29 protein-coding genes and 1 pseudogene are annotated in these 25842 nt (G+C 63.1%); 24 read left to right on the forward strand and 6 right to left on the reverse strand.

The window, feature by feature from the left end; genetic code table 11:
- Positions 1 to 249: 249 nt before the first annotated feature.
- The 7 genes from LDB29_RS25875 to LDB29_RS25905 all read left to right on the forward strand — a co-directional run bounded on the left by LDB29_RS25875 (position 250) and on the right by LDB29_RS25905 (position 3549).
- Positions 250 to 789 (forward strand): DUF736 domain-containing protein, encoded by a 540-nt coding sequence (locus tag LDB29_RS25875; protein WP_257558397.1) that lies wholly within the window; start codon positions 250 to 252, stop codon positions 787 to 789.
- Between the two features lie 188 nt (positions 790 to 977).
- On the forward strand, positions 978 to 1184 hold the full coding sequence (locus LDB29_RS25880) for a hypothetical protein (RefSeq protein ID WP_257558399.1): 207 nt from the start codon (positions 978 to 980) through the stop codon (positions 1182 to 1184).
- Between the two features lie 29 nt (positions 1185 to 1213).
- Positions 1214 to 1381 carry a hypothetical protein gene (locus LDB29_RS25885; RefSeq protein ID WP_257558401.1) on the forward strand — a complete coding sequence of 56 codons (168 nt, stop codon included), beginning with the start codon at positions 1214 to 1216 and terminating at the stop codon, positions 1379 to 1381.
- A gap of 73 nt (positions 1382 to 1454) precedes the next feature.
- Entirely contained in the window at positions 1455 to 1721 is a 267-nt protein-coding gene (locus LDB29_RS25890) for a hypothetical protein (RefSeq protein ID WP_257558403.1), read from the forward strand.
- A 567-nt stretch (positions 1722 to 2288) separates the two neighbouring features.
- Positions 2289 to 2618, forward strand: coding sequence for a single-stranded DNA-binding protein (locus LDB29_RS25895; protein ID WP_257558405.1), 330 nt, complete (start codon positions 2289 to 2291; stop codon positions 2616 to 2618).
- Positions 2619 to 2673: 55 nt separating this feature from the next.
- Complete coding sequence (locus LDB29_RS25900) at positions 2674 to 3003, forward strand: hypothetical protein (RefSeq protein ID WP_257558407.1); 330 nt, start codon at positions 2674 to 2676, stop codon at positions 3001 to 3003.
- 114 nt (positions 3004 to 3117) lie between these two features.
- Complete coding sequence (locus LDB29_RS25905; protein ID WP_257558409.1) at positions 3118 to 3549, forward strand: hypothetical protein; 432 nt, start codon at positions 3118 to 3120, stop codon at positions 3547 to 3549.
- Here LDB29_RS25905 and LDB29_RS25910 read toward each other — a convergent pair.
- Positions 3536 to 4054, reverse strand: coding sequence for a hypothetical protein (locus LDB29_RS25910; protein WP_257558411.1), 519 nt, complete (start codon positions 4052 to 4054; stop codon positions 3536 to 3538). The two genes, LDB29_RS25905 and LDB29_RS25910, sit on opposite strands and share 14 nt — an antisense overlap.
- A 489-nt stretch (positions 4055 to 4543) precedes the next feature.
- Here LDB29_RS25910 and LDB29_RS25915 point away from each other — a divergent pair, with 489 nt between their 5' ends.
- The 3 genes from LDB29_RS25915 (at position 4544) to LDB29_RS25925 (ending at position 6905) form a co-directional block, all read left to right on the forward strand.
- Entirely contained in the window at positions 4544 to 5533 is a 990-nt protein-coding gene (locus LDB29_RS25915; RefSeq protein WP_257558413.1) for a DUF2493 domain-containing protein, read from the forward strand.
- A gap of 189 nt (positions 5534 to 5722) precedes the next feature.
- Positions 5723 to 6289, forward strand: coding sequence for a hypothetical protein (locus LDB29_RS25920; protein ID WP_257558415.1), 567 nt, complete (start codon positions 5723 to 5725; stop codon positions 6287 to 6289).
- A gap of 394 nt (positions 6290 to 6683) precedes the next feature.
- Positions 6684 to 6905 (forward strand): hypothetical protein, encoded by a 222-nt coding sequence (locus LDB29_RS25925; RefSeq protein ID WP_257558416.1) that lies wholly within the window; start codon positions 6684 to 6686, stop codon positions 6903 to 6905.
- A gap of 118 nt (positions 6906 to 7023) precedes the next feature.
- Here LDB29_RS25925 and LDB29_RS25930 read toward each other — a convergent pair whose 3' ends face one another.
- A complete protein-coding gene (locus LDB29_RS25930; RefSeq protein WP_257558417.1) occupies positions 7024 to 7242 on the reverse strand; it encodes a hypothetical protein in 219 nt (72 codons plus the stop codon).
- A gap of 677 nt (positions 7243 to 7919) precedes the next feature.
- On the opposite strand from LDB29_RS25930, the gene LDB29_RS25935 reads away from it, so the two are divergent.
- From LDB29_RS25935 to LDB29_RS25950, 4 genes are all read left to right on the forward strand, one after another.
- Entirely contained in the window at positions 7920 to 8210 is a 291-nt protein-coding gene (locus tag LDB29_RS25935) for a hypothetical protein (RefSeq protein ID WP_257558418.1), read from the forward strand.
- Positions 8200 to 10500, forward strand: a complete 2301-nt coding sequence (locus LDB29_RS25940) for a type IV secretion system DNA-binding domain-containing protein (protein ID WP_257558419.1) — start codon at positions 8200 to 8202, stop codon at positions 10498 to 10500. Before LDB29_RS25935 ends, LDB29_RS25940 begins: the two co-directional genes overlap by 11 nt.
- Positions 10500 to 13511, forward strand: coding sequence for a MobF family relaxase (mobF, locus tag LDB29_RS25945; protein WP_257558420.1), 3012 nt, complete (start codon positions 10500 to 10502; stop codon positions 13509 to 13511). The genes LDB29_RS25940 and mobF overlap by 1 nt, the downstream gene beginning before the upstream one ends.
- Positions 13512 to 13727: 216 nt before the next feature.
- Positions 13728 to 14291: a DUF2726 domain-containing protein gene (locus tag LDB29_RS25950; protein WP_257558421.1), complete on the forward strand. Its 564-nt coding sequence runs from the start codon at positions 13728 to 13730 to the stop codon at positions 14289 to 14291.
- A gap of 197 nt (positions 14292 to 14488) precedes the next feature.
- On the opposite strand, the gene LDB29_RS25955 is transcribed toward LDB29_RS25950, so the two are convergent.
- The gene (locus LDB29_RS25955) at positions 14489 to 15691 is read right to left on the reverse strand and encodes a tyrosine-type recombinase/integrase (protein ID WP_257558422.1); all 1203 of its coding nucleotides are present in this window, start codon (positions 15689 to 15691) and stop codon (positions 14489 to 14491) included.
- Between the two features lie 632 nt (positions 15692 to 16323).
- Between LDB29_RS25955 and LDB29_RS25960 the strand changes: the two genes are divergently transcribed.
- The 5 genes from LDB29_RS25960 (at position 16324) to LDB29_RS25980 (ending at position 19982) form a co-directional block, all read left to right on the forward strand.
- Positions 16324 to 16707: a transposase gene (locus LDB29_RS25960; protein ID WP_041380262.1), complete on the forward strand. Its 384-nt coding sequence runs from the start codon at positions 16324 to 16326 to the stop codon at positions 16705 to 16707.
- The gene (tnpB, locus tag LDB29_RS25965; protein WP_011950829.1) at positions 16704 to 17051 is read left to right on the forward strand and encodes an IS66 family insertion sequence element accessory protein TnpB; all 348 of its coding nucleotides are present in this window, start codon (positions 16704 to 16706) and stop codon (positions 17049 to 17051) included. The genes LDB29_RS25960 and tnpB overlap by 4 nt, the downstream gene beginning before the upstream one ends.
- Positions 17052 to 17090: 39 nt before the next feature.
- Positions 17091 to 18665 carry an IS66 family transposase gene (locus LDB29_RS25970; protein WP_373886338.1) on the forward strand — a complete coding sequence of 525 codons (1575 nt, stop codon included), beginning with the start codon at positions 17091 to 17093 and terminating at the stop codon, positions 18663 to 18665.
- The gene (locus LDB29_RS25975; protein WP_257558423.1) at positions 18607 to 19440 is read left to right on the forward strand and encodes a MucR family transcriptional regulator; all 834 of its coding nucleotides are present in this window, start codon (positions 18607 to 18609) and stop codon (positions 19438 to 19440) included. Before LDB29_RS25970 ends, LDB29_RS25975 begins: the two co-directional genes overlap by 59 nt.
- A gap of 119 nt (positions 19441 to 19559) precedes the next feature.
- On the forward strand, positions 19560 to 19982 hold the full coding sequence (locus LDB29_RS25980) for an HIRAN domain-containing protein (RefSeq protein WP_257558424.1): 423 nt from the start codon (positions 19560 to 19562) through the stop codon (positions 19980 to 19982).
- Positions 19983 to 19996: 14 nt separating this feature from the next.
- Here the strand turns inward: LDB29_RS25980 and LDB29_RS25985 are convergent, their stop codons facing one another.
- Entirely contained in the window at positions 19997 to 20533 is a 537-nt protein-coding gene (locus tag LDB29_RS25985) for a hypothetical protein (protein ID WP_257558425.1), read from the reverse strand.
- 173 nt (positions 20534 to 20706) lie between these two features.
- Here LDB29_RS25985 and LDB29_RS25990 point away from each other — a divergent pair, with 173 nt between their 5' ends.
- Positions 20707 to 20982 (forward strand): HU family DNA-binding protein, encoded by a 276-nt coding sequence (locus LDB29_RS25990; RefSeq protein WP_257558427.1) that lies wholly within the window; start codon positions 20707 to 20709, stop codon positions 20980 to 20982.
- A 253-nt stretch (positions 20983 to 21235) separates the two neighbouring features.
- Here the strand turns inward: LDB29_RS25990 and LDB29_RS25995 are convergent, their stop codons facing one another.
- Positions 21236 to 21424, reverse strand: a complete 189-nt coding sequence (locus LDB29_RS25995) for a hypothetical protein (RefSeq protein WP_257558429.1) — start codon at positions 21422 to 21424, stop codon at positions 21236 to 21238.
- Between the two features lie 86 nt (positions 21425 to 21510).
- Between LDB29_RS25995 and istA the strand changes: the two genes are divergently transcribed.
- Positions 21511 to 22965, forward strand: a complete 1455-nt coding sequence (gene istA / locus LDB29_RS26000; RefSeq protein WP_218036328.1) for an IS21 family transposase — start codon at positions 21511 to 21513, stop codon at positions 22963 to 22965.
- Positions 22962 to 23729 (forward strand): IS21-like element helper ATPase IstB, encoded by a 768-nt coding sequence (gene istB / locus LDB29_RS26005; RefSeq protein ID WP_257558430.1) that lies wholly within the window; start codon positions 22962 to 22964, stop codon positions 23727 to 23729. Before istA ends, istB begins: the two co-directional genes overlap by 4 nt.
- A 119-nt stretch (positions 23730 to 23848) precedes the next feature.
- On the opposite strand, the pseudogene LDB29_RS26010 reads toward istB, so the two are convergent.
- A pseudogene (locus LDB29_RS26010) lies at positions 23849 to 24367 on the reverse strand (LysR family transcriptional regulator); the annotation flags it as partial.
- A 141-nt stretch (positions 24368 to 24508) separates the two neighbouring features.
- Between LDB29_RS26010 and LDB29_RS26015 the strand changes: the two are divergent.
- Both LDB29_RS26015 and LDB29_RS26020 read left to right on the forward strand, forming a co-directional pair.
- Complete coding sequence (locus LDB29_RS26015) at positions 24509 to 24871, forward strand: hypothetical protein (RefSeq protein ID WP_257558431.1); 363 nt, start codon at positions 24509 to 24511, stop codon at positions 24869 to 24871.
- Positions 24872 to 25199: 328 nt separating this feature from the next.
- Positions 25200 to 25841, forward strand: a complete 642-nt coding sequence (locus LDB29_RS26020) for a peroxiredoxin (protein ID WP_257558432.1) — start codon at positions 25200 to 25202, stop codon at positions 25839 to 25841.
- Position 25842 lies beyond the last annotated feature (1 nt).

Raw genomic sequence — 25842 nt, forward strand, 5'->3', positions numbered from 1 at the left:
CGGACTGCGACTGCCGTTGTACAGCCCTGCATAATGTAGCGTGCGGGCAACGTGCAAGGAAGGCGCTCTCAACCGGCATCGCTTTCCTCGCAAGCCGACCAACTCCCGAGACCGCGAAGAGCGGACCCCGGATAGTCTTAAGGAAGGGGGCGCTGACGCGCCTGCTCGGCCGAACGGCCGAGGAGAGGAGGGGGAGGGAGGACGATGTCTCGGACAAGGGTGTTCGAGCCATCATCCAGGAGAAGTCCCATGAACATCGGTACGATCAAGCAGAATGACGCTGGCATCTATGTCGGCAAGATCGCGACGCTGACAATCGCCATGACCCTGGCGCTGCGCGAGGTCCACTCGGCCAATCCCAAGGCGCCCAAGTTCGAAGTGCTGGCGCTGTCCACCGCGCGGGCCTGGGTGCAGGTCGGCGCGCTCTTCGAGCTCTTCTCGAACGGCACCGGCGAAGCCTTCCTCAACGGCAAGATCGAGGACCCCAGCTTCGCCGCGCCGCTCTACATCTCGGCCTTCCGTCAGGACGACGGCAGCTACAACGTCGTCTGGTCCCGTCCGACGCGCCGCCGCGATCTCGCCTCCGAAATGGCGCCCAAGGCCGATGACGGCCTCCCGCCGCTGCCGGGTGCCGACGAGACTGCCGGTGCCGGCATGGGCGCGGGCACGGGCGGCGAAGGCGCCGAGGCCGGCCTCGGCCAGTCGTCCAGCGAGCATGACTTCGGCGGCGAGGTGCAGGAGCCCGCGCGCCGCGGTCGCCGTCAGCGCACCCCCGAACCCGTCGAATAACGCCGAGCGCACCAGCCAACCCCGCGTCACGAGCCCCCGGCGCGGGGTGACAGGGCTCGCTTCGCACCCCCTGGCGAAGCGGGCCCTGTCTTCGTGCTGCTTTTACCAACGGCACCGCGCGATCGGAGGCAATATTCATAATCTCCCCATTTCCCCAATATTGGGGAAATCGATTGAGGAGCTCCGCCATGCCCGCGGACCGCGCGCCAGTAACCATCACCAAGTATGGCCAACCGGATTTCACGATCGACGACGCCGCCTATTTCGAGCGAATCGAACGCCTCGCTGCAGGGCAGATCCTGGCTGTTCTCGACCTGCAGACCACGCAAATGCAGCAGGCGGGCTTTACGAGCCAGCTTTCGAAGCTCGACAAGCGCTTCGGCTGGAGCGCCTGAGACACGTTGAGGCCGTTGGGCGGGGATCGATGCTGATATTGCCATCTGCTATCAAGGTGATCGTCGCCCGCGAAGCCTTTGCCAGGGCGGGCGACGCCGACCTCGAAATGCTGCGTCGTCTGCCGCCCGTTGCCGTGCCGCAAAGCTATCTCGAATTCGTCGACCTGGGGTTACGTCCGGTTCGATCCGCTCGATGATCCGTGCGAATTTACCTTTGCCTATGGCGCGCAGGAGGTTGGCACCGACCTGCGATCATCGGTCAGCATGTTCATGGCCGCCGACAAGGTCGCCCCATATTATCAGGGTCTCGTCCTCGACGTCGATGACGACCTGCCCAAGTTCCCCGCCCATATGCTGCCAATCTGCTTCACGCCCAGTCAAAGCCACGTCCCGCTCGAATGCGGCGGCGACAGCGACGCCGTGTGGTTCTGGGACTTCGAGGACGAGCCGTGGCCCGGCGACACTGGCGTGAACCTTGGCTTCGTGGCTTCGACCTTCCAGTCGTTTCTCGACGGATTGCGCGTACCCACTCCGTGAACCGGAGCCACCGGGGCACCCTTCGACCAGACGGCCAAGTTCAGCGTCACCACCTCGACAACGCCTCGCGAGACGCCAGACCCGCGCCGCGCGGCTGTAGCGGACCACGCCCGCCACCTATTACGCCGCCCCTGCTTTATGGACTGCTCTCCTCCCGCCCGGCAACCTTCCCGGCGTGAACATCCCGCGGAGGTGGCGCTCCCGTCTGGCGGCCCGGCGCCGCCACGCGCTGTGGATCCGGGCCGAGGCCCGAGCGCAGCCGCGTCGGGCCAGCGGGAAACGCCGATGCTCTCAGCCCGACACCCCATTGCCCATGGCCTCGTGCGCCGTTCTGCAAACGCCAGGCACGCCACCCGCTTGAGGGGATGAACGCTACGCCCGGGCGGGGCCGCCGCAACCCCGGATTGTCCGGCCGTGTTGAGGCCTGACGGCCTCTGCCCGCACCACCCGGAAAATTCGGGGTTCCCCTGCGCTTCGCTCCGGTGCGCCGGCCCCTCGGACCCGGGCCTTCGCGATTGTCCATCCCAGCGGGATCGGCCCGCTGGCGCATCGCAAAGGCACAGCATCATGAACAAGGTTTTTCTCTCAGGCCGGATCACCTCGGACATCACCCGCTTCGGGACCGACAGCAAAGGCGGCGTCAGCTTCTCCCTCGTCACCTCCAAGCCCGTCATCAAGGACGGCCAGGTCCAGAAGGACGGCAACGGCTACACCGAGACCTACGACGAGTTCCATACCGTCAAGGCCTTCAACGGACTCGGCAAGTCGGTCGCCAACCACAAGAAGAAGGGCGACAAGCTCATGGTCGTCGGCGAGATCCGCTACAGCCGCAACGAGCGGGACGGCCGCACCTTTTACAACACCGACATCGTCGCCGAGGAAATCGAGTTCCTCTGACCCCCCGGACGGGCGGCCCTTGGGCCGCTCCCTTTCCTTTTCACGGAGACGATAGATGTTCCAGCTTTCCAGCCTTGAAGAGATCGCCGGGGTCGCCCACGGGATCGAAGTCCTCACCCCCAACCTGGTCGCCCGCATCCGCCGGGCCGCCGACCAGCTCAATCCCCACGAGATCGCAGCGCATCTCGCCGGTGCGATCACCGAGGCCGCGGACGCCGCCCATATCCGTTCGTTCGAGGAGGCCCAGTTCGGCGAAGCCAGCGCCGATGCGGTCGTCACCTGCGAATATCATGACGAACTCGCCGCCGCCTGGTCGCTGGTGGCCGCCGAGCATGAGCTCTTCAGCCCCGATCTCCTCTTCACCTTCGATGGGTCGGTCCACTGACCCGTCATTCCTTTGTCCCCAAGGATATCACCCATGTCGTCAACAGCACGTCTCCGCCGTCCCCGCGCCCATGGTTAAGGCATCGTTCTTCACCACCGCCTGGCTTGGTGGCTGGTGAATTTCCCTGACCTCGACAGCGTTCCCACAGGCGCGCGCAAGCTCTCGGGCCGGCTGACGCCGGCCCTTGCCGCCTGGCTGCGCGAGGAGACCGGCGATCGGTGTCTCAACGATGATGTGGGAGCCCTCAATCCGGGCAGCCGGCGCTGGTCGGGCGAATTTTCCGTCGTGCCAAGCGGCGCGGCCTGCGATCTGTTCGATATCGGCGTCCACCCCTGGGGGGCGGAGGCGGGTGAGCTCAAGACCAGGCTCGCGCGCACGATGATGGATGCGACGCTTCATCCGGTTTCATCTCGAGGCTGGCCGCGCTGCCGCGCGAGGACCAGCCGATGCTCGCCATGGCGCGACATCTCGGGGGACGCGGTCGGCGACAGCGGCAGCGATATCATCAGCTGGCGCGAGGCCGCCGATTGGATCAGGCCGGTGTGACGGCAGGCACCGCCGTGCGCGCCGGGCCCTTTGCCGGTCCCGGCTCTGGCGTTGACGGGTTCGCCTTGTCGAGCGCGCCACCGACCTTGGTCGCGACCTCGTCGAGCGTCGCCATCAGGCGATTGAGCTGCGACAGATTGCCGCTCAGTTCGGGGCCATAGCGGATCGAAAGATATTCCCTGCCCTCGCTGAGTTTGCCGAGATGCTCGAGCGTGCGTTGTCGCAGCCGCAGCGCAGATACCGCGGGGTTCGCGGTGCGCTTGCGCAGGTCATGTTGGTAACCCCGGATCTCGGCCGGCTTCACGCCCCGCGCCAGCAGCAGCGCATTGAGGTAAAGCTCGATCGCCTGGATCGCCGTCATCCGCGCCGGCGCCCAGCTCGACGGCTTGCCCCGCTTGCCGCGGCCCATCAGATCATGCGCCGCGCCGCGATATTCGTCGGCGAGCTGCCTGATGTTGTTCGGTGTCGCCACTTCGCCCGGATAGGGCTTTGATTCCCCCTGCATCGCGCCAGTCTATGACGCGATGCTGAAAGTTCCAATAATGTTCCGGCGCAAGACGAGATGGCACAGGGGCGGCGCATCCCGCCTCGTGCTACGCGCCGGGCGGAACCGGGGCTCTATTCGCTAAGCCGCCGCCGGCCTGTGGCCGACCCCGGCTAACCTCACGGAGCCGCGCGGGGGGCGTCTCCGCCCGTCCGGGTTACGATCCCCTTGCGGGACGGTGACGCAATGTGAGGTTTTACACCCCTATTCCTCTCTTGTGTCTGCCTAGAGTGGCATGCGGGGTTGGCGGTCCGTCAAGCATGAGCGGTCCCCCCAATTTTCAGTCCGCGCCCGCGTGCCGCGGACCCGCCCGGAAAATCGGTTCCCCCACTCCCCGCGGGGCGGCGGCGACCGGAGACCGGTCGCCGTGCCTGACATCCCTGACCACCGCATGCCCCGAGGCAAGCCTCATCGAACGGATGAGTTCCTTGAAAACCTTTGGAGGCTCCCATGACCAAGTCCTTTGCAAACTTTGCCGATCTCGCCAGCCACATCGCCGCCGAAACCGGAGCAGACGAGCGCAGCACCCTCTATTCGGGCGCGTTTCTCGAGCATGACGAACGCGCGAAGCTGTCGCCGGTCGACGAGAGCGAGCAACTCGAAATGCCCGATCCCTACCACGTCCGCGCGGCGGTCGAGATGGTGATGGCGATGCTGTTCGACGTGTTCCGCGACACCCGCCTGGAGCCCTTCGCCAGTGACCTCGCCTGGGGCTTCGTCAACAGCTTCCATGTCGTGGCGAAGCGCATCAGCGACCGCGAGGACGATGCCGCCAAGGAACTCGGCGATCTCGCGCGCAGCTTCGATCCGAGCGAAATCTACGCGACGCAGATCGAGGACGCACAGCTCCTCTGCCAGACGCTGCAAGGGTGCCGCGACGCGATGGAATGCATGCGCGACCACGCCGCCGAGGTTTACCGGATCGAGACCGGACGACCCTATGCACCGACCCGTGGCAGCCGGGTCTCGAAGGGCGTCACCGCATCGATGATCGACGCGCGTGATTTTCTCGCCGCACGAGGCCGGGAACGCCGCGAGCAGTTCAACCCCGAAGGGCCCGTCGTCGCCTTCTCCGGCGGTCAGGTCTGGGAAGATCATGACCTGCTCTGGAAGGGACTGGACTCGATCCTGGCGCGCGTCCCGGAGATGGTCCTCGCAACGACCGCGCAGGCGAAAGGCTGCGACGCGATTGCGCAGGCCTGGGCGGCAGCGCGCGGCGTGAAGGTCATCATGTTCCGCCTGGATCGCAGGTTGGGCGCCAAGGCCGCGTTCGTGCGCAATGATCGCCTGCTCGCCCTGAAGCCGGTCGAAGCGGTGGTCTGCGAAGGCTCCGGTATCCAGATGAACCTCGCGCAGAAGCTGCGGCAGGCAGGTGTCCCTTTGCATGTTGTGAAGCTGTCACAGCAGCGTCCGGCTGAGCGCAGCATCCGGCGGGCCTGAGCGCCCATCGGTCGAGAGGCTCCGGCATCCGCCGGGGCCTCTCGTGCCTCATTTCTGCGGTGCCCTGCGGCGCGCCGGGCATCGAACCCGACGCGCCGCACCCTGGGTGTGCCCGGGAAACCCCGCCGATGGCGGCCAAAAGAGAACAGGAGGGCCAGGGGACGGGCAACTTTCGAGGAGCCAAAGGCCATGTCCATCCTGTTCCGCATCGCCGTCCCCGCCGACGAGACGATCGATCCGTATGCGATCATCACCGTGCGGCAGTTCGCCGCCTTTCGGAGGTTTCTCCGCGCGGAAGGCGACCGGCTGGGCGTGGCGCTGCTCGAGCCCGACGAATATCTCGGCGACAGTTTCGAAGCGCGCGTCTGTCCTCTGGCTCTGGCGTCGATCACCGCCCGGTTCGACCACGAGCCCACTGTCATCGCGGTGGTGGAAGAAGCGCAGTTCCGTGTCCGTCGGGTCATGGTCCACCGCGACCGCGCGGCCGCCGAAATCCGCATGCGCGTCGCGCTGACATCGGATCGGGGTCTCGAACTCGATCTCGCCTACGGCAACGCCTATGCCTTGCTCGAGGCCCTCGATATCGAAGCGGAAAGCGTCGGCGACATCGCGCTTGATATGGCACAGGACCGTCTCCGGGATCCGGCCACGGCCGCCCGTGCAAGAGCGCGCCGCGTCGATCATTACCTCCCTCATCTGGAGACGTTGCTGATGACGGCATCGGATCCTGCCGTCGCCCGCCTTAGCTGGGCCTGACGTCCGGCGTTTTGCGGCGGAGAAGTGCGTCGATCCAGAATGTTGAGGAGCCGTGAAACGACGCCGGGCGCGGTGAGGTCCCGGCTCGCTCGCGTGCCATGCGGTCCCGTCGGACCGCACGCCGCTACGCATCGCCGGAGGGGACCTCACGAGAGGAAAAATCTCTCACAGTCTTCCCATGATGTCGGGCGAACGAGGCCGCCTCAAGGACGGCGGGGCCCCACCATTTTCGTCGGCGGATCGGGCGCCGGTTCTTCCCCTTCGGCGGTAGTGGCCGCCGAAGAAAATCGTGACCCCCACCGCCGCTACGCGGCCCGCTACGCGGTTCCTTGACCCGACCTCGCCCGCCCGACGCGACTGCCCCTGTCATTCAAGACAGACGAGGAGCACCGCCATGCAGATCAACACGACCGCCGCCGCCGACAACGCCGCCTACTTCGCCGCCGTCACGAACGCCACGCGCCGGGCGCATCGCAGCTACTTTGACCAGCATGTCATCGAGGACACCGAGCTTGGCTATCTCGCCATCGACGAAGGCGATTACGGCACGCTGAGCCAGGCGATGATCGACCGGATCGTCTACACCGCACCGGGCGGCCTCATCGACGAATATTGAGGCCAGGACGGGGAGGGGCTTAGCGGCCTCTCCCCTTTTTTGTGTGAGGATCATTCGGACATGAGGGGCGTCGAGCCCCCCATGTCCGAGCCGCGACCTATGTCGCGCCGGGGGTCGTTCAGGCGGTGAGGCGCTTCTCGACCTCGTCGATCCCGAGGGACCGTATCCGGGTCATCAGGCAAGAGAGCCGTTTGCTTTCGACCTTGAGCAGTCCCGACTTGTCGACGGCCAGTATCGCTGCCTCCCGTTCTTTTTCCGCAAGCCGTTGCCTGCGCTCTTCCAGCTTGCGTTCGTCCTCTGCGAGCGCCGCGCGCTCCTGTTCCAATGTGCGTGCCATAAGGGCCTCTTGGTTCACGCTGATCGGGCTATGAACGGGAGGCATAGTATCGAGGCCAGCGCGCTGCTGGAAGGGAAAGATGGACCGGCGGCTCGGCGGGGCGAAGGCGCCCCGCCGCCGGGCTCTATTCGCTAGGCCGCAGACCGCTGGAAGGAGCGGTCCCCGGCCAAGCTCACGGAGCCAAGGCGATGCCTTGTCTCCGCCCATTCGGGTCACTAACCCTGCCGTTCCTCTGGAGCCCGAGACGCATCATAAACGGCCGGGCACACCGTACCAATCGGTCCGTGGAACGGACCTGAGCCTTGATAACTGCGCGGCAATCCTTCCGTCCGCCGGACGGCCCGGTGCCCAGCCGGCGGCGTTACCCACCCATGAGACATGCAAGCCCAGAACGCCCGGGGTAGGGATCTACCCTGGTGCAGAGTAGCACACCGAACGCACCGAGGTGCAGCGTTATGTTGATATTATTCAATAGCTTACGGCGGCCTAGATGCGTGTGTGCATGTGGGACGGGTCTTCTCATAGACCGGCCGGGCCGGATTTTCGGCCATTTTGTGTGTTACGCGGAAACACGCAAATGGTGCTGACGCTGCATCTTATTGCGTCAGCACCCAGAATGGCTTACAGATAGAAACGCTTTCCCAAGACCCCGCCAGCCTCCTGAGAGGAGGCTTGGTTTGACAACTCCCAACAAGCATTGCACGGTCCGTCTCGATCGGGGCAAATATGATCGTCTGGTCGCACTCGCTGAAGAGCAGGGATGCACAGCTTCGGATCTTCTGCGTGCGGCAGTTGACAGCTTTCTAGCATCCGGACGCTTGCTTAACACGAGCCAGCGTCGTCTTGCACGCATCGGCGAATTCCAGCAGCTCGCGCTTGACATCATCATTCGGGAGCAATTCCCCGAATATCGGGACCGGATCATCGCGGAAACCGACAAGCGCCTGCAGCAATATCATGGCGCATAAGGACATTCGCACCGACGGCCGGCCCGTCCACCTCACGCATCACAGCGCCCGGGGCCGCGTCCAGCGCAACTCTGGCAATTTTACGCGCGGTTCGCAGCTTCTCGCCCATGAAATGCTGATGTGGTTTTCGGGTGCGAAACTGCCCTTCCTGCTGTGGTTCTTCGCCTTCCTTGTTGCCTGGTCGATCATCATGTCGATCAAGCTCGATGAGCACGGGTTTCAACTCGTTTGCATGAAGGTCCTTTCCGTGTTCTGGAACTGGGTTGACCTCGATGCGAACAAGCGCGTCAACGTCACCTTGCCCAGCGGCAAGATCGTGCGCACCGTCATGAAGGCGGTCCCCCATATCCCTGAGGTCATCAAGGCGTGGGAGGTCGCGATCCGGGGACTTCTTGGCGCACTGCTCGTCTCGATCTTCCTTACCATCCCTTTGACGATCTGGTTCGTCGACATTTCGCATCGCCGCGGTCGTTCGATCCTTCAGGAACGCCATGAGCGCGGTGCCATGCTTGTGGAGCGCTCGGTCCTCGCTGCCGAGATCGGTGCCCACAACCGCGTGAAGTTCGAAGAGGATGCCGCCGAACTCTTGCCGAACCTCTCCGCGTCGCAAGTGCTCGCGCTGCCGTTTCGCGCCCGCAAGGCGGCCGGCATCCACCATCCTTATATGCTCGCAGGCATCCCCTATCCACACCGCATGGAGCAGTCGCATTCGATGCTCATCGGCACCACCGGTTCGGGCAAGACCTCCGAGCTCAGAAGCCTCGTCTCGCAGATGCGCGCGCGCCAGGACACGGCCGTCATTTTCGATCTCACCGGCGCCTATGTCGAAGCCTTCTACGATCCCGATCGCGACACGATCCTCAATCCGATGGACGCGCGATGCCCGGCCTGGTCGATCTTCAACGACTGCCGCACGCACAGCGAGTTCACCGCCGCCGCTGCGGCGCTCATTCCGTCCGATGGCGGCTCCTCCGAACCCTTCTGGGCGCTCGCCGCCCGCACCCTCTTCATCGAGATGTGCGTGCGTTTGTTGGAGCGCGGCGAGGCCACCAATCTCGCGCTCGCCGAGAATCTGATGACGGCCGATCTCAAACGCGTTCATCGCACCCTTGCCAACACCATCGCCGACCCGCTGACCGCGCCCGAAGCTGCCCGCATGGCGGAGTCCATCCGCGCTGTCTTCAACACCAATGCCCAAGTCCTTCGCTTCCTGCCCGATGCGGGCGTACCGTTCTCGGTCCGTGACTGGATAACGCGCGACAAGAAGCCCGGGTCGATCCTGTTCGTCACCTCCAACTATGTCGATTTGCCGATGAACCGGGCACTGCTGACGCTATGGATGGACATCGCCATCAACCGGCTCATGACCCTGCCGCGAACGCGGTCGCTACGCACCTGGTTCATGTTTGACGAGCTGGGCGCGCTGCACCGCCTTCCCGCCATCGAGAACGGGCTTCAGACCGCTCGCGCCTTTGGCGGAGCAATGATCCTCGGCATTCATAGCTTCGAGAAGCTGGTCGAGGTCTATGGCGAGCAGGGCGCCCGCAACCTCGCCTCCCTCGCGCGCTCGAAGCTCATCCTCGCTACCGCCGATCTCGACACGGCCGAACAGTGTGCCCGGTATATCGGACACCGGGAGGTGCGACAGATGGATGAAGCTTATAGCTACGGCTACAATAACACCCGCGACGCCTCGACCCTGACCCCGCGCAAGCAGGTTGAACCGCTCGTCATAGCTGACGACATCACCAACTTGCCTTCCATGCACGGGTTCGTGAAGTTCCCCGACGGCTTCCCGGCCGCGCGCATCCTGCTCGAGTGGAAGGACTATCCCCAGGTCGCGCAGGGCTTCGTCCAACGCCCCGATATTCAGCCCGTGCGGTCAAGGCGCGGAGAGGAGGTGTTCGAAGAAGAGGGGGCAGGGGAGGCCGGTGGGCGCGATGGCGCCGGCCTGGTCGTGGAAGAGGTCTCCGATACCGCCAATCTCGCGCGGGATCTTGCCGCGCGCATCCTGTCCGCCGAGGTCGAGGAAGAGCCCGAGGCAGCCGCCGATCGAGCCGCGCAGCGCGGGGATGACCAGGGCGATCAGACGGTAGCGCCCGCCGCCGCCGAGCGGGCGCAGACCGCGCGGGCCGGCGATGAGGAACAGCCTGTCGCCAGCCGCCACCGGGATGATCGGCGCGGTGATTGGCATGGTCCCGCGCCCCAGGTCGAGGATCAGACCCTTGCCGAACTGCGCCAGGACTTTTCGGCAGGCCCGGATCATGACGGCATGGACATGGGGATTTGATGCTTTCGGTCGCTGCCGTCCGCTCTGCCTCCGGCGCCGCGAACTATTTCGCGAAGGACGACTATTACACGATCGAAGGCTCGTCCGAGATCAGCGTCTGGGGCGGGGAGGGGGGCGAGGCGCTCGGACTATCGGGTGAGGTCTTGAAGGACCCGTTCGAAGCCATCCTCAACGGCGTGCTCCCGAGCGGAGAGGGCGTGGCGCAAGTGGAAAACCGGCGGGCGGGGCTCGACCTCACTTTTTCCATGCCCAAGTCGGTGAGCGTCATGGCCTATGTCGCGGGCGACAAACGCGTCCTCGCCGCGAACATGACGGCGGTCCGACAGACAATGGCCTGGGTCGAGAAGAATCTCGCACAAGGGCGCAAGGATGTCGAGGGCCGTAAGGTGCCGGTCCAGACCGGCAACCTCGTCTACGCGCTCTTCCAGCACGATACGAGTCGGGCGAAAGACCCGCAGGCCCATATCCACGCGGTCATCGCGAACCTCACCCGCATGCCAGACGGCAAATGGCAGGCGCTCCATGCCGACAAGCTCTGGTCGCACAACAGCATCATCGGCTCGATCTACCATGCCTATCTGCGCTCCGAACTCGAGCGGGCGGGCTACCAGATCGCCATGAAGGGCAAGCACGGTACCTTCGAGATTGCTGGCGTTCCCAAGGCGGTGCTCGTCGAATATAGTAAGCGCCGTGAAGATATCCTCGGCCGGGCGACGAAGCTCGGCATCAAGTCACCCGAGGGGCTGCGCGAAATCACCCAGCGCTCGCGCGACCCCAAGCTCCAGGTCGAGGATCGCGAAGCTCTTAAACAGGAGTGGGCGGACCGCGCCGCCGCGCATGGTTTCGACGGCAAGGACCTGCGCGCGGCCGCGGAGGCTCGGGCTGGCATGAACCCACCGGGCCGCGCCATCGAGCGCGGCTACCGCGCGATCACCGACGCCATCGCCGTCGCACGGGGCAGGCTCGGTGAATTCCTGCGCCCGCGCGATCCCCTCGTGGATCACGGTCTTGCTCGCGCCGTCCGATCGCCGGTCGAAGCCCGGACGCAGCTCGCGGTCGCCTCGGCGGTGCGCATCCTGTCCGAACGCGAGGCAGCCTGGCCTCTCAACAAACTCGGTGCGACCGCGCTCGATCTGGGGCTCAAGGGCGTGACGATGGCGTCCGTCGAGCAAAGGATCGAACGGCTGATCCATGGTCGCCAGCTCATCCCCGGCGTCGCAACGGCCGCCGACCGTACGGGTCGCATGGTGACGACGCCCGAAGCCCTTCGCACGGAGGAACGGATCCTTGCCGCCGTCGAGCAGGGCAGGGGCCTGGCCGCCCCGATCGTACCGGCGACCGATGCCGTGTCCCGGCTCCAGGCCTCCGCGGACCGCCCCCTCAATCCCGGCCAGCTTGCGGCCGCTACCTTGATACTTACGTCAGCTGAACGCACCGTCTCGGTGCAGGGCGTCGCCGGCGCGGGCAAGTCGACCATGCTGCAGGCGGTCGCGCGCGTGGCGGAGGCCGAAGGCCGCGGCATTACCGGGCTCGCCTTTCAGAACAAGATGGTCGCAGACCTGTCGGAAGGCGCCGGCATAAAGGCACAGACGATCGCGTCCTTCGTGCTCGCCAATGAAAGGTTCATCTCGGAGCGCAATACAGCTCGGCTTGAATCCGTGCGCGAGAAATACGCTGGAACGATGCTGATCGCTGATGAAACGTCGATGGTCTCGTCGGCCGATATGCTCAAGCTCCACCAGATCAGCGAGGCGCTGGGCATCGACAAGCTGGTTCTCGTCGGCGACCGGCAGCAGCTCTCCTCGATCGATGCGGGCAAGGCCTTCGCCATGATTCAGGCAGGCGGCGGCACCATGGCGCGCATGGACCAGAATATCCGCCAGCGCACCGATCAGCTTCGCACCGTTGCCGCGCTCGCCAATGTCGGCAAGGCCAGCGCCGCTATGAAAGTCCTAGGTGACCGGGTCGTCGAGTCCAGTGCCCCGGCGGAACAGGCGGCAGACATGTGGCTCGCGCTTGGCGCTGCCGATCGCGAGGTAACGGCTGTTTTCGCCTCGGGGCGCGATGCCCGCGCGACCATCAACCAGCGGATCCAGGACGGCCTGGTCGCGGAAGGGTCGGTGAAGGGGCCTTCGGTCCACCTCACTGTCTATGAACGGATCAACACGACGCGCGAGGAGCTGCGCTACGCTTCGACCTATCGGCCCGGACAGACACTCGAGGTCGGGCGGGGCGGCGCGCAGGATGTCGGTCTCAAGAGCGGGTGTTATGAGGTTCTGAAGGTCCACACAAACGGCAAGGTCGATCTCGCCGACGGACGCCGCAAGATCCGGTTCGATCCCCAGAAGCTCTCCCCGACCGAGACGCGCGACCGGCTTCAGCTCGCGGAGAAGAAGGGCCTGGAGCTGCGCGAGGGCGATCGCATCCGCTGGACCGCCAACGATAAGGAGCGGGATCTCCTCAATGCAGCCATGGCGCGGGTGGTTGGCATCGATGCCGACGGCGTTCGCGTCGAGACGGCAGACAAGCAAACCCTCACACTCGGTCTCGGTGACCCCATGCTCGCTCGGCTCGATCTTGCCTACAGCCTCAACATGCATATGGCGCAGGGGATCACCACCGACAAGGCGATCACCGTCATGTCGTCGCATGAGCGGCACCTCTCGAACCAGCGGCTGTTCAATGTCGGCGTGACCCGCGTGCGCGATGAGCTGACCCTGGTGGTCGACGACAAGGAGAAGCTCGAGCGCCAGCTCGATCGGAGCCCGGGAAACAAGACGTCCGCCCTAGAGACGCTCGGCCGGCTTGAAATTGACGGGAAGAAGGGGCCGGGCACTCAGCCGCCGACGCCGTCTGCTCCCGGGTCAACCGATGACCTTGGATTCCTGCCCTTGCCTGCCGGCTCGACTATGCCCGTCGTCCAGGCGAAAGCGTCCCGGAGTGAAATTGAGTCCGGTCATGGGGATCCCCTGGCCTCATTGCCCGAGCGCAGCCTCGGCCTCGACCTGTGATGTAAAGTCGCCGGCACGGTGCCGGTGTCGACAGAAGGAAATGAACATGGGTTGGAAATTCCAACAGCACGGCAATTTCGGTGATTATAGAGGACCGACGACTGTGTCCGCCACGATAATATCGCGCCGCTTGTACTTCAAAGCTTCGGCAAGGCCGATGAGGTCTAGCGCAATATCCGCCGACCGCCGTCTCAACGGCCATGAGGAGGGCTGACGATGGATGGACATAACGGCCGCGATTGGGTCACCTCGCGCCTGCTGCTTCCGCTTATGGACAACCTGGTGCCGTGGTTCGTCTTCATGCTCAGCGCCCTATTGTTCCTTGCATTCCTGCGCATGATGGTGGGGACGGGCGGTCCGCCACGGCCTGTCGCCAAGCCGTTCCTGACCGCGCGCAAGGCGGCAATGCTGGAGGTGCTCGAGCAACTTTTACCAATGTATCGCCTTCATGCCCAAGTCGCGATGGGAGCATTGCTCAAGGTGCCGGCGTTTCCCGGCTGGCGCGCGACCCAGGCCGATCGCAACAGTTTCTCGCAGAAGATCGTTGATTATGTCGTACAGGATCCGACCACGGGCATCGTCGTTGCTCTCATCGAACTGGATGGGCGGGCACGTTTCGCCCAGAAGGACGGTGAGCGCGAGGCCATGCTCGCGTACGCCGGGTACCGGACCTTTCGCATTCCAAGATCGACCCCTCCTTCGATCCCGGCCGTGCTGACGATTATTGGATCGCTGCGCGACGACGCCCTTGGCTCGGCCGCGACGGCGCACGTGCAGTGAGCTTGCGCGTCGCCGTCCTAAACAGCAGCAGGCTGCAACGCAAACGAGAGGAGCGTGCTGAAATATGGCTTGCCCATCTAAAAGACCTCGGGTTCGGCCGGATCCGCCGTGGATCAGGATTATCCTAAGGAACGCTCTGCTCTGTGTCACCAGTGGGTGAGATTCAGTGCGGCTTGGTATCGCTGCCCCGACACCCCTCAGCGCCGAACACGCGCGAGAACGCGCGCCGCCACGTTGCTGCGGACCGCGAGCTTCCTGCCGTAGCGCAACGCGGTTGCCGGCGAACTCCATCGCAGTGCCTGGGCGATGCCCACACCGTCTTCACCTGCGGCAAAGAGATCTTGGGTCAGGCCAACACGTAGGGAATGTGTCGACAATGCGCGCACTGCTTCCAGCAGCTTGCCGGCAGGGAGTGTCACCAGCCCCTGTTCATAAGCCGTCATCGCGATACGACGATATATGCCGTTAACGCCCTGTCTCGTGAGTGCGGTATTCCCAATGGAATAGGTGATTAATGTCATGTCGGCAGTTTCGCCCGACGGTCGCGCCCGTCTGCGGTCAATCCCAACCCGGCGGAAAAGCAGACCCTCCTGGATACCACTTGCAGCTTGCCAAGCTTGAACACGCCGAACAGTTTCAGCGGACAGCCACGCCCATGCTCCTTCCTGCTCCTGATCCGTCTTGGAATAGGGTATGAAGAGCGTTGCCGCCCCGTCGTTTTGACAATCGATATGCCCTGCTTCAACGCGCGTCAGTTCGCTGACCCTTAGCCCCGCATCATATCCAAGCGAAAGCAGCGCTGCGTCCCGGAGGCCCTGGAGGTCGCCAGCGCATGCGTCGAGCAGCGCGGCAAGAGTAAAGCCTTGGGCGATATGGGGGTCTAGTGCCTTGCCCAGCCGTAAGGGCGCTGCCTGGCGCTGCGAGACACCTCTGCGACGCCGGATGCCCTTGAGCGCATTTCGCACCATCGGCGCGTCCGTCGGCGAGGCAGGGGTGGCGAGATCCAGAACCCGGTGAACCGAGCCGAGGCTCGCAATGCGCCGCGCTAGTGTGGAGGGCTTCTTACCTCGCGCGTCGAGGGCGTTAACATAGCGAACGATATCCTCCGGGCCGGCTGGCAGTGGGGCCATTCCTTCATCCTGGCACCAGTCCCGCCAACAGGCGAGATCGGAAGCAATCGCTGCCTTCGTCGCGTCTGCCATTGCGCTTAGAGCGGTTTCAAGTCCCAGCTTACTGATTGGCGAGAGGTCCAGCGGAGCCATCGCGGCAATCGTGCGGACTAGCCGCATGTCGCTGCTTTCGCGGCTTTCGCCTCGCAGGCGCGTGGGGAGTGAGACGTTTTCCACTTTTACAAGGACGGCCGTCCCCGCAGCGCAGGATTTCGCGAGATCGTCCTTCATCGTTCACCGCCCATCTGATCCCAAAATGTGGGGGGGCAGCGCATCTCGCCCACCCTCCTCTCGCTTCTGTTCTTACCATAATGTCCAATTATGGTAAGTGGGAAAATCGTGCGGGGAGGGGGGCTTCCTGGCTGTCGCGCGTCCGTCTTCGGCTATTTCGGCTCGCGGTGATCCTCTGTCTTCGCGGCGGAGTGCCGACCGTGATTCAAGACCGGCACAGTGCCAAGGAGCCGTGAAAAATCCATTCCGGCATGAGGAACGATCTGCTGAAATCTAACCGGATGCAACTTGTTACTGGCTTTTGTAGCCCGGTCGTCGAGCGCCGCAAAAAATGGATCTCCCCGATATTTACATTCCCGTGCGTTGCAGGCAGACGAGCCAATCATCAAATCCATACGGGTCGCATCATGGCGGACGACGCAAATTTCGAGATCGCTACACTCACGGTTCAACTGTTAAGCGCGTTCGTAGCAAACAACACTGTGTCTAGCGAGAAGTAAGCGGGGTCTGGCGACCGCCTTGCGCAGCGCCCATTAGCCGGGATGATTGCCGCTCTTTAAGCGGGGTGGCCGGTGTCGGACGAGATTGAAGATTCAGCGAGCAGCGCAGCGACTACTCATACGAGCGGTCGTATGAGTAGTCGGATAGAGATCGTTAGCCGGGTGTCAGGCCGGCGGCGGTGGACGGTAGAGCAGAAGCTGGCCGTGCTGCAGGATGCATTCGGCCCGGAGGGCTGCGTGCGCGCGGCCTGTGAACGCCATGACGTCGGCAGCGGCTCGATCTACACATGGCGGCGACAGGCGATGTCCGGTGAGCTCGCCGGGGTGCGCAAGTCGATCAAGCCTGCCTTTGCGGAGGTGCAGATCAGCGATCAGCTGGCCTTGCCTGGGCCAACGGTCGCAGCACGCAGCGAGGGAGTGATCGGCATCGAGCTGCCGTCTGGCATCAGGGTGAACGTGGACGCCACCGTCGATGCCGATGCCCTGTCGCGGGTGATCGGCGTCCTGACGCAATGATCCCGCTGCCGCCCTCAACGCGGATATTCCTGGCCTGCGGCGCAACAGATATGCGTAAGGGTTTTGACGGCTTGGCTGTGATGACGCAGCAAGTTCTGGAGCAGAGCCCGCATTCCGGTGCGCTGTTCGCCTTTCGAGGGAAGCGCGGTGATCTGGTAAAGCTGCTCTGGTATGACGGTCAGGGCATGTGCCTTTTCTCCAAGCGGATGGACCGAGGCCGGTTCATTTGGCCATCGACCAAGACCGGTTCGGTGGTGATGACGGCGGCCCAGCTTTCCATGCTTCTGGAAGGCATCGACTGGCGGCGGCCGGAACGGACTTTCACCCCGTCACTTGCGGGCTAAAACGCCCATTTTCCGGCGCTTTTTCTGGCATTGCGGCGTCTGTTCCGCTATAGGGTCGCGGTGTCGGACGCAGGCCTTTCCACCGCTGATAAAGACGCTCGGATCGCCGAGCTCGAAGCTGCTTTGGCGGCCGCCCACGCCGATATTTCTGCCCGCGACATCCTGATCGACACGCTGCGCGTGCAGATCGCGCGCCTCAAGCGGATGCAGTTCGGCAAGTCGTCCGAGAAGCTCGACACTCAGATCGCACAGCTTGAGCTTGCGCTCGAAGAGCTCGAAGGCGAGGCCATCGTCGCCGCCGCCCGCCGGGCCGATCCGGCAGAGGTTGATCGGCCGTCGCCTGTTCGTGCGCTGCCTGCTCATCTGCCGCGGGAGGAACAGCGGATCGAGCCCGAACGGGGCAGTTGCACCTGTCCAGATTGCGGCGGAGCGCTGCGGCCTCTGGGGCAGGATAGCGACGAGATGCTCGATGCCGTGCCAGTGCAATGGCGTGTCGTTCGGACCATCCGGCCCAAGTATAGCTGCCGGTCCTGCGAGAAGATCGTCCAGGCGCCCGTGCCGGTAAAGGCGATAGCGCGCGGCAAGGCGACCTTCGGCACGCTGGCCCACGTTGTCGTCTCCAAGTTCGACCATCATCTGCCGCTTTACCGCCAGGCCGAGATCATGGCTGCGCAGGGGGTCGAGATCGACCGATCGACACTGGCGGGCTGGGTAGGACAGGCATCCGTGCTGCTCGACCCGATCGTCAGTCGCATTCGCGAGGTGGGCCTCACCGCCTCAAAGATCCATACCGACGATACGCCTGTTCCCATGCTTGATCCGGGCCGGGGCAAGACGGCCACCGGCAGGCTTTGGGCTTACGCCGTCGATGATCGTGGCTCGGGCGCTACGACCCCCTCGCTCGTCTGGTATGAGTTCACCACCGATCGCACCGGTGCGCATCCCCAGCGTCAGCTGGCCAACTTCGCCGGCTACCTGCAGGCTGATGGTTACGCCGGTTATGACAAGCTCTACGACACGAACCGCGTCACCGAGGTTGCTTGCTGGGCGCATTTCCGGCGGAAGATATTCGACATCCACGCCACCAAGCCGACGCCGCTCACCACCGACCTGCTAGAACGCATCGGCCAACTCTATGAGATCGAGGCAGAGGTTCAAGGCCAGCAACCCGAGATCCGCCGACGAAGCCGGCACGACCGCACTCAGCCGTTGATCGATGAGCTGCGGCAAGCACTTGACGATGCCCTGCGCCGCCTCTCGCCCAAGTCCGAGATGGCGAAAGCGATCGCCTATGGTCGCAAGCGCTGGGTGGCGCTCACGCGCTTCCTCGATGATGGGCGTCTGGAGATCGATAACAACATTGCGGAGCGTGCCATGCGATGCGTGGCCTTGGGCCGTAAAAACTGGCTGTTCGCCGGATCAAAGGCAGGCGGCGATCGGGCGGCGGCCATCTACTCCGTTATCGAGACCGCAAAGCTCAACGGCCTCGAACCACAGGCCTATATTGCCGACGTTATCGCCAAGATCGCCGGCAACTGGCCTGCCGCTCGCTGGGATGAACTCATGCCCTGGAATTGGCGACCAGATCAGCAACCGATCGCCGAAGCCGCCTGATCTGCGGCCTCCAGCCCACGCTTACAGCGAGAATCTTGCTGACCTGATAAAGACAACACGCGCTGCCCTGGCTGATGAAGTTGCTCCGACGCCCGAGCCGACACCGGCTTATGTTCCTGCCGTCTCCATTCGCAAGAGCCTGTCGTCGCCCGATCATATTATCAGTCTGATCGACGGCAAGCCCTACAAGACGTTGAAGCGGCACCTGACCTCCCACGGCCTGACGGCCGATCAGTATCGCGAGCGCTATAAGCTTCCAAAAAGCTATCCGCTGGTGGCGCAGACCTATTCGGCGGCACGCCGCGCGGTTGCCCAAAAACTTGGTTTGGGCAAGAAGCCTGTGGTGGCTGCCGAGCCAGTCGTGCCCGCCAGTACGCCTGACACCGCAGCTGCCCCGGCGCCGGTGGCCGTCAAGACAAATGCCAGGAAAGCCCCTGCAAAGGTTAAATCCACCAAAGCTGCGGCTCCTATGGCGCAGGCGAGCGCGAAGCTGAGGGAACCCGATGCTCGCGCGCCTTCCAAGAAGGCCGCCCGCAGGCGCCTCTCGATCGCCGTGCCCAAGGGCGAACTGGATGTGCCCGCAGTCAAGGGAAAACCCTCCGCTCCCTCGAGCACTGCGCCCAAGCTTAAAGCCGACAAGGCCTCTAGGTCCCCGGCCCAGCCGCAGTCCGCGGCAGAGACTGTTTCTCAAGGGAACGGCACGCAGGGCGCTGCGGGATCGGCCGAAAATTCCGAGCAGACGAATGTGGTGGAAGCAGCGAAAAGCAACTTGTAAAGGATGGGGCGTGCCTTCGTGGCGGCCACCAGCGGTTTGCCCCCTGCCCGGCCCAATGAACATCAGCGCAGGCCGAGACTTTCGCACAGCAAGATAGGCGGATCTTTAGGCATGTGGCGATGCCGCGGCAATTGAGCCTTGAGGTGGTTGGAGCGCTTTATCCAAATGCCGATGGATCAAACCGGCTGTTTGAACTTCGCATGCTCAATCCAGGCGATGGTATATCGCTGATCCCGGAACCGACCAACAAGGCCGATCCGTTGGCCGTGGCCGTCTTTTCATTTCGTGGTTTTCAGATCGGTTATCTCTCCGCGGAGAGGTGCGGCTGGATTGGCGGCAAGATCCGCCAGGGTCACGATATAAGAGCGATCTTCCAGCGGGGAACGAGGGATGGCGCTCTCATCCGGGTGCATCTTGATGGCGGAATACCCACGTTGCCATCACCGTTGCCGCCGGGCGTCTGGACCGAGGATGAATGCTATGCCTGTAGCGTGGATCCTGAATCCGGCTTTTGGCCGGACTACATTCCCCCGGACGACTGACCTTTTGTCGCGCCCTAATGCGCACGTCCCAAGGCGCGCTTTGCTTCCGATGTTATGGTATAGACGGCTTCACGCTGGGCGCCCCGATTTTGATGGTCGACACGGATGCCTTGATAGTGACGGCGCAGGAGTCCGGCGCGCACCAGATCCGACGCGGCCCGGCTGATGCTGGTCCGTCCGGAGCGAAGGATGCGCGCCCTCACCTCTTCTTCGATCCGCCTCCTTGCCGCATCCGGATCACCAGGCAATTGACCGCTCGCAATGAGATCGGCGCGAACAGCACCGATCAATGCGCGCCTGCGCCCATCCCTTTGGGCGAGAGGAATGAGTGCCTGGCAAAGCCAATCGCGTACCGGAACCAGCGCGCCTTCATGGCGAACATAAGGTCCTACGCTATTACCATGGCCGGCAGCCTTGGAAATGAGATTGAGCACCAGAAAGGCATAGCGCGGCCGCCTCGACACCCTTGATATCTGCTCGATTAAATCGGGCAAGTCAGACAGCTTCGGCGCTGTTTCGCGGGAATGAAAAAGGTCAAGCTGCTGGAACATATCGGGAATCTAGCACAGAGTGACTCGCTGTGAATCCCCCCTCGCGCTTTTTTGCGACAAAAAACACTCGTGTCACTTTACCGGGCGGGGCGAACAGTCGGGCGACCGCAAACACCGTTGCCGCAGTCGGAAAAGCCGATAAACAAGACTGTTCCATCCAAGAGAGGTTCACCATGAACAGCATAGCCCTTGCCGAAGCCATTGCATTGGAACATGGCATTACCAAAACCGATGCCCGCAAATATGTCGATGCGGTTTTTACAACGATCGCCTCCGCTGCGGCGAACGGAAATGAGGTTTCGCTGAGCGGCTTTGGCAAGTTCAAGGTCAAGGATATGCCTGCGCGTGAAGGTCGTAACCCGGCTAACGGTCAGATCATCCAGATTGAGGCATCAAGGAAATTGACGTTCACGCCCGCCAAATCAGTCAGGGACCAGTTGAACGGCTAGAACCTTCAAGGCGCTCCCCAGATCCTCTGGGAGTGGCGCCGCGTTCTTGCTGTCACTTTATCAATGCCGCAGCTGGTAAAGTGACACGACCGGCACTTAGTGCTCGCAATGCCTCTACACCATCGTTGGTGAGCTGGGGTCGTGAGCGTGGATTGATACTGTCAATTCTGTCAGCGTTGCGGGACGGCTCTTGATTTGGGACTGAGCGACGCGCTTATGGCGCACCCTTTTCCTCGGGTGTGCTCTGGGCTGGCTAATCCTCGACGCGGGACACAGCAGCTTCGAAGGCAATGATCGCGATCGATCGGCCAGTCTGGTCGGCGATTTGTATAGAGCCGCGCAGATCAACTATGCCATGCATGATGTCTGAGAACGGCGGTGCAAAATTAGACCACGGTGGCGGCGGCGAAGTGCTGCTGCGGGCGGCGTAAAAGTCGTCCACTTTGCCTTCTTTGCGCGAGCAGGGAGGGCGTGGAGATATATACCGTGGATCTTTACCTGAAGGTGCGTCTTGCTTGCGCGGGCGGCATGAGCCAGCGTGAGGCGGCGAAGCATTTCAACGTATCGCGCGACACGGTCCGCAAGATGCTGTCGTATTCGGAGCCCCCCGGTTACCGCCGGACGGCGGCGGTGCGGCGGCCCAAGCTGGAAGCGTTCGTTCCGATCATCGATGCATGGCTTGATGGTGACCGTCAGGTTCCGCGCAAGCAGCGTCATACGGCGAAGCGGGTATTTGACCGCCTTCGCGAAGAGCACGGTTTCACCGGCGGCTACACGATCATCAAGGATTACATCCGACAGCGCGAGCAGCGCAGCCGGGAGATGTTCGTGCCGCTGGCGCATGCGCCCGGCCATGCCCAGGCAGATTTTGGTGAGGCCATGGTCGAGATCGGCGGTGTTGTGCAGAAGGCGCATTTCTTCGTGCTCGATCTACCGCACAGCGACGCCTGCTACGTGCGCGCCTATCCCGCTGCCGTTGCCGAGGCATGGATGGACGGCCACGTGCACGCCTTCGCGTTTTTCGGCGCGGTGCCGCTGTCGATCGTCTACGATAACGACCGCTGCCTGGTCTCGAAGATCCTGCCCGACGGCACGAGGCAGCGCGCCCGGCTGTTCAGCGGCTTCCTGTCGCATTACCTGATCCGCGATCGTTACGGCCGTCCCGGCAGGGGGAACGACAAAGGCAGTGTTGAAGGGCTGGTCGGTTATGCTCGCCGCAACTTCATGGTGCCGATCCCCCGGTTCGCGACGTGGGAGGCGTTCAACCTGTGGCTCGAGGAGCAATGCCGCAAGCGTCAGAACGACCGGCTGCGGGGCGAGAGCGAGACGATCGGCGAGAGGCTGAAGCGCGATCTGGCGGCGATGCAGGAACTGCCGGCTGCCCCGTTCGAGGCTTGTGACCAGACCAGCGGCCAGGTCTCGTCGCAGGCGCTGGTGCGTTACCGGACCAATGATTACTCGGTGCCGGTGCGCTTCGGCCATCAGGAGGTATGGATCCGGGGCTATGTCGGCGAGGTGGTGATCGGCTGCCGGGGCGAGGTCATTGCCCGTCATGTGCGCAGCTACGAGCGCGAGGACGTGATCTTCGATCCCATCCATTACCTTCCCCTGATCGAACAGAAGATCAATGCGCTCGATCAGGCAGCGCCCCTGCAAGGCTGGCACCTGCCCGAAGCGTTTGCAACGCTGCGCCGCCTCATGGAAGCTCGTATGGGCAAGCATGGTCGGCGCGAGTATGTGCAGGTGCTGCGTCTGCTGGAGAGCTTCACGCTTGCCGATCTGCATGCGGCCGTAAAGCAGGCTCTCGATATCGGGGCGATCGGCTTTGATGCCGTGAAGCATCTCCTGCTGTGCCGGGTGGAGCGCCGACCACCCCGATTGGACATGGCGATCTATCCCTATCTGCCCAGAGCCAGGGTGGAGACGACATCGGCGCGCTCCTACATGCAGTTGCTCTCGGGCGATGCGAAGGATGCGGCATGAGCAGTCCGTCCCCCGAGCTGTTACTGGCCAGCCACCTCAAGACGCTCAAGCTACCAACCTTCCTGCGCGAGCATGACAAGATGGCCCGGCGATGCGCGGCCGAGGGCGCAGATCACGTCCGATACCTGGCACGGCTTGTCGAACTGGAGCTGATCGACCGGGAACGCCGGATGGTCGAGCGCCGGATCAAGGCTGCGAAGTTCCCGGCCGCCAAGAGCCTCGACAGCTTCGACTTTGCCGCGATCCCCAAGCTCAACAAGATGCAGGTGCTGGAACTGGCACGCTGCGACTGGATCAACCGCCGCGAGAACGTCATAGCCCTTGGTCCCTCGGGAACCGGCAAGACCCATGTGGCGATCGGCCTCGGCCTTGCCGCCTGCCAGAAGGGCCTGACGGTCGGCTTCACCACCGCGTCCGCGCTGGTCAGCGCGATGATGGAGGCACGCGACGAACGCCGCCTTCTGCGCCTCCACAAGCAAATGGCCGGATACAAGCTCCTCATCATCGATGAACTGGGGTTCGTGCCGCTCTCGAAAACCGGCGCGGAACTGCTGTTCGAGCTGATCTCGCAGCGTTACGAGCGCGGCTCGACGCTGATCACCAGCAACTTGCCGTTCGACGAGTGGACCGAAACGTTCGGCTCCGAGCGCCTGACAGGCGCGCTCCTCGACCGGCTTACCCACCACGTCTCCATACTCGAGATGAACGGAGAGAGCTATCGTCTGGCCCAAAGCCAGGCGCGCAAGGCACGCTCCAACCCCTGACAGAAAAGACCATCCGTGTGTTGGCGACCCCCACTCGGGCTACGCCCTCGCGGCGCTCGCCAGCACACGGATCACCCGGCCTGATTTTGCGCCGCCCAATGGCCGACTTTTACTCCGCCGTTGACAGGTGTCGTTCGAACAAGCACCAGCTTCTCTTCGAACAGGAGTTCAGCGACAATGCCTGGTCTGCTGGGGGCTGCATAAAGCACTGCAACATCGAGCGTTCCGTCCTGGACCTGCTCCATCAGACGTTCGCCGGCCTCGATATTCGTGCTTACGGCGATGTCGGCGCATTCGCGCCGCATCCACAGGAGCCAGTGACGGAGCAGCGGACTCCACAAGCTGAGCTCGGCCCCGACCGTCACCACCGTTTCGCGCCCTGGCGGCAGAGCCACGGCGCGCTGGGCGCGCGCCCAGACCTGAACGAGAGTGGTTGCAAAGCGCAGAAACTGTTCGCCGGCCGGTGTCAGTCTGGCGCCGGCCTTGTTGCGGATGAAGACGGGTCGATCAAGCTGTTCCTCAAGGACGCGGATCCGTGCGCTTACCGCAGTTTGCGTGAGATGAAGATTGTTGGCGGCACCGACAAAACTGCCCGTTTTCACCACCTCGAGAAAGGTCCGGGCGATACTGATATCCATCAATGCAAACCTTTGCACTCAACGTAGAATTATATTCGTTTGCTTCATCTGTGTTAGCAGGAGGATGATGTCTTCACAAGACGCGGCCGGCCATGGCCGCTTGCCAATCCGCTGCTGCGGTTCTCGGAAAGGAGGCCAGCAATGAAGCATCAACATCCATTCAGGCCACACTCTGTGCCTTCACGAAAGAGGCGTTCATGGGTAGCTCTGGCGCTGGCCCTGCTGACCATCGTCCTGGCTGCGGTCGTTGTCATTCTCTACCGTGAGGGATATGTTGCCGATGGCCTCCTTCCCTCGATGATCTGCTTCATTGCTGCTGTGGCAATCGGTGCTGTTGCCGCAGCGCAAATCGAGGGACAGGAGCCTGAGGATCCGTATAGGCGTTATCGGGAAATCGCGCCGCCGTCCGACGTCTATAGTGTATGGCCGTTGACTATCCGGCTCCCTTCCGACGCGGGCCGCTTTGATGGTCGATGTGGACGGAGAGGGAAGCGGACGGATTGAGGAATGCCTGAACCATGAGCCGCCGGAAAGCTCTGCTCCAGGCTGGACATGCGTCGCAAGAGCCTGCTTGGCTGCTGCTCTACTGCGCGACCGCGATCATGATCGCATTTATATTCAAGCGCTCCTGCCCGTGGGGCGGCATTGGGGAAAGGCCGTGAAGCCAGCTGGATCGCGCGAAGGTGATATCGGTCCTGCGGCCAGTGACTATGTTAACGCTGTCCCTCGTCAAAGAGCGAATACCATAACATTATTGTGCCTATCCATGAATAACATTCACTTGTTTGATTGATCGGGCTACATCAATCTGATTGCGCATGAAGGAGGTTCCATGACCATTCAACTCGGGCAGATTGCCCCCGACTTCGAGCAGGATTCTACCCAGGGCCGCATCCGCTTTCACGACTGGCTTGGCTCAAGCTGGGGCGTGCTGTTCAGCCATCCCAAGAACTTCACCCCCGTCTGCACGACCGAACTGGGCGAAGTCGCGCGGCTCCGTCCGGAATGGGACAAGCGGCAGGTCAAGCCGATCGGGCTTTCCGTCGACCCGGTGGAGGCTCATCGCCGATGGGAAGAGGACATTCGCGAAACCCAGGACGCCATTCTCGACTTCCCGATGATTGCTGATCCTGATGCGCGTGTTTCGACACTATATGGCATGATCCACCCGGAAAGTGATCCCACCGTGACGGTCCGGTCAGTGTTCGTGATCGATCCTTCGAAAAAGGTCCGGCTCATCCTCACCTATCCGCCAAGCACGGGGCGCAACTTCTCGGAAATCCTGCGGGCGATCGATAGTCTACAGCTAACCGATGCGCGCAGCATCGCAACACCTGTGAACTGGTCACCGGGAGATCCTGTCGTGATCTCGCCCAAACTCTCCGAGGAGGAGGCAACTCGCCAGTTTCCTCAAGGCTATAGGACGCTCAAGCCCTATCTGCGCATCGTCGACCTGCATCAACAGGTGCCATGAA

It is taken from the genome of Sphingobium sp. CFD-2 (assembly GCF_024611135.1).
Taxonomy (GTDB): Bacteria; Pseudomonadota; Alphaproteobacteria; order Sphingomonadales; family Sphingomonadaceae; genus Sphingobium; species Sphingobium fuliginis.

Bases quoted from the DNA above. Each gene is read 5' to 3' on its own strand.
- LDB29_RS25875 (WP_257558397.1), top strand. From the start codon at position 250: ATGAACATCGGTACGATCAAGCAGAATGACGCTGGCATCTATGTCGGC.
- LDB29_RS25880 (WP_257558399.1), top strand. From the start codon at position 978: ATGCCCGCGGACCGCGCGCCAGTAACCATCACCAAGTATGGCCAACCG.
- LDB29_RS25885 (WP_257558401.1), top strand. From the start codon at position 1,214: ATGCTGATATTGCCATCTGCTATCAAGGTGATCGTCGCCCGCGAAGCC.
- LDB29_RS25890 (WP_257558403.1), top strand. From the start codon at position 1,455: ATGGCCGCCGACAAGGTCGCCCCATATTATCAGGGTCTCGTCCTCGAC.
- LDB29_RS25895 (WP_257558405.1), top strand. From the start codon at position 2,289: ATGAACAAGGTTTTTCTCTCAGGCCGGATCACCTCGGACATCACCCGC.
- LDB29_RS25900 (WP_257558407.1), top strand. From the start codon at position 2,674: ATGTTCCAGCTTTCCAGCCTTGAAGAGATCGCCGGGGTCGCCCACGGG.
- LDB29_RS25910 (WP_257558411.1), bottom strand. From the start codon at position 4,054: ATGCAGGGGGAATCAAAGCCCTATCCGGGCGAAGTGGCGACACCGAAC.
- LDB29_RS25915 (WP_257558413.1), top strand. From the start codon at position 4,544: ATGACCAAGTCCTTTGCAAACTTTGCCGATCTCGCCAGCCACATCGCC.
- LDB29_RS25920 (WP_257558415.1), top strand. From the start codon at position 5,723: ATGTCCATCCTGTTCCGCATCGCCGTCCCCGCCGACGAGACGATCGAT.
- LDB29_RS25925 (WP_257558416.1), top strand. From the start codon at position 6,684: ATGCAGATCAACACGACCGCCGCCGCCGACAACGCCGCCTACTTCGCC.
- LDB29_RS25930 (WP_257558417.1), bottom strand. From the start codon at position 7,242: ATGGCACGCACATTGGAACAGGAGCGCGCGGCGCTCGCAGAGGACGAA.
- LDB29_RS25940 (WP_257558419.1), top strand. From the start codon at position 8,200: ATGGCGCATAAGGACATTCGCACCGACGGCCGGCCCGTCCACCTCACG.
- mobF (WP_257558420.1), top strand. From the start codon at position 10,500: ATGCTTTCGGTCGCTGCCGTCCGCTCTGCCTCCGGCGCCGCGAACTAT.
- LDB29_RS25950 (WP_257558421.1), top strand. From the start codon at position 13,728: ATGGATGGACATAACGGCCGCGATTGGGTCACCTCGCGCCTGCTGCTT.
- LDB29_RS25955 (WP_257558422.1), bottom strand. From the start codon at position 15,691: ATGAAGGACGATCTCGCGAAATCCTGCGCTGCGGGGACGGCCGTCCTT.
- LDB29_RS25960 (WP_041380262.1), top strand. From the start codon at position 16,324: ATGAGTAGTCGGATAGAGATCGTTAGCCGGGTGTCAGGCCGGCGGCGG.
- tnpB (WP_011950829.1), top strand. From the start codon at position 16,704: ATGATCCCGCTGCCGCCCTCAACGCGGATATTCCTGGCCTGCGGCGCA.
- LDB29_RS25975 (WP_257558423.1), top strand. From the start codon at position 18,607: ATGAACTCATGCCCTGGAATTGGCGACCAGATCAGCAACCGATCGCCG.
- LDB29_RS25980 (WP_257558424.1), top strand. From the start codon at position 19,560: ATGCCGCGGCAATTGAGCCTTGAGGTGGTTGGAGCGCTTTATCCAAAT.
- LDB29_RS25985 (WP_257558425.1), bottom strand. From the start codon at position 20,533: ATGTTCCAGCAGCTTGACCTTTTTCATTCCCGCGAAACAGCGCCGAAG.
- LDB29_RS25990 (WP_257558427.1), top strand. From the start codon at position 20,707: ATGAACAGCATAGCCCTTGCCGAAGCCATTGCATTGGAACATGGCATT.
- istA (WP_218036328.1), top strand. From the start codon at position 21,511: ATGAGCCAGCGTGAGGCGGCGAAGCATTTCAACGTATCGCGCGACACG.
- istB (WP_257558430.1), top strand. From the start codon at position 22,962: ATGAGCAGTCCGTCCCCCGAGCTGTTACTGGCCAGCCACCTCAAGACG.
- LDB29_RS26015 (WP_257558431.1), top strand. From the start codon at position 24,509: ATGAAGCATCAACATCCATTCAGGCCACACTCTGTGCCTTCACGAAAG.
- LDB29_RS26020 (WP_257558432.1), top strand. From the start codon at position 25,200: ATGACCATTCAACTCGGGCAGATTGCCCCCGACTTCGAGCAGGATTCT.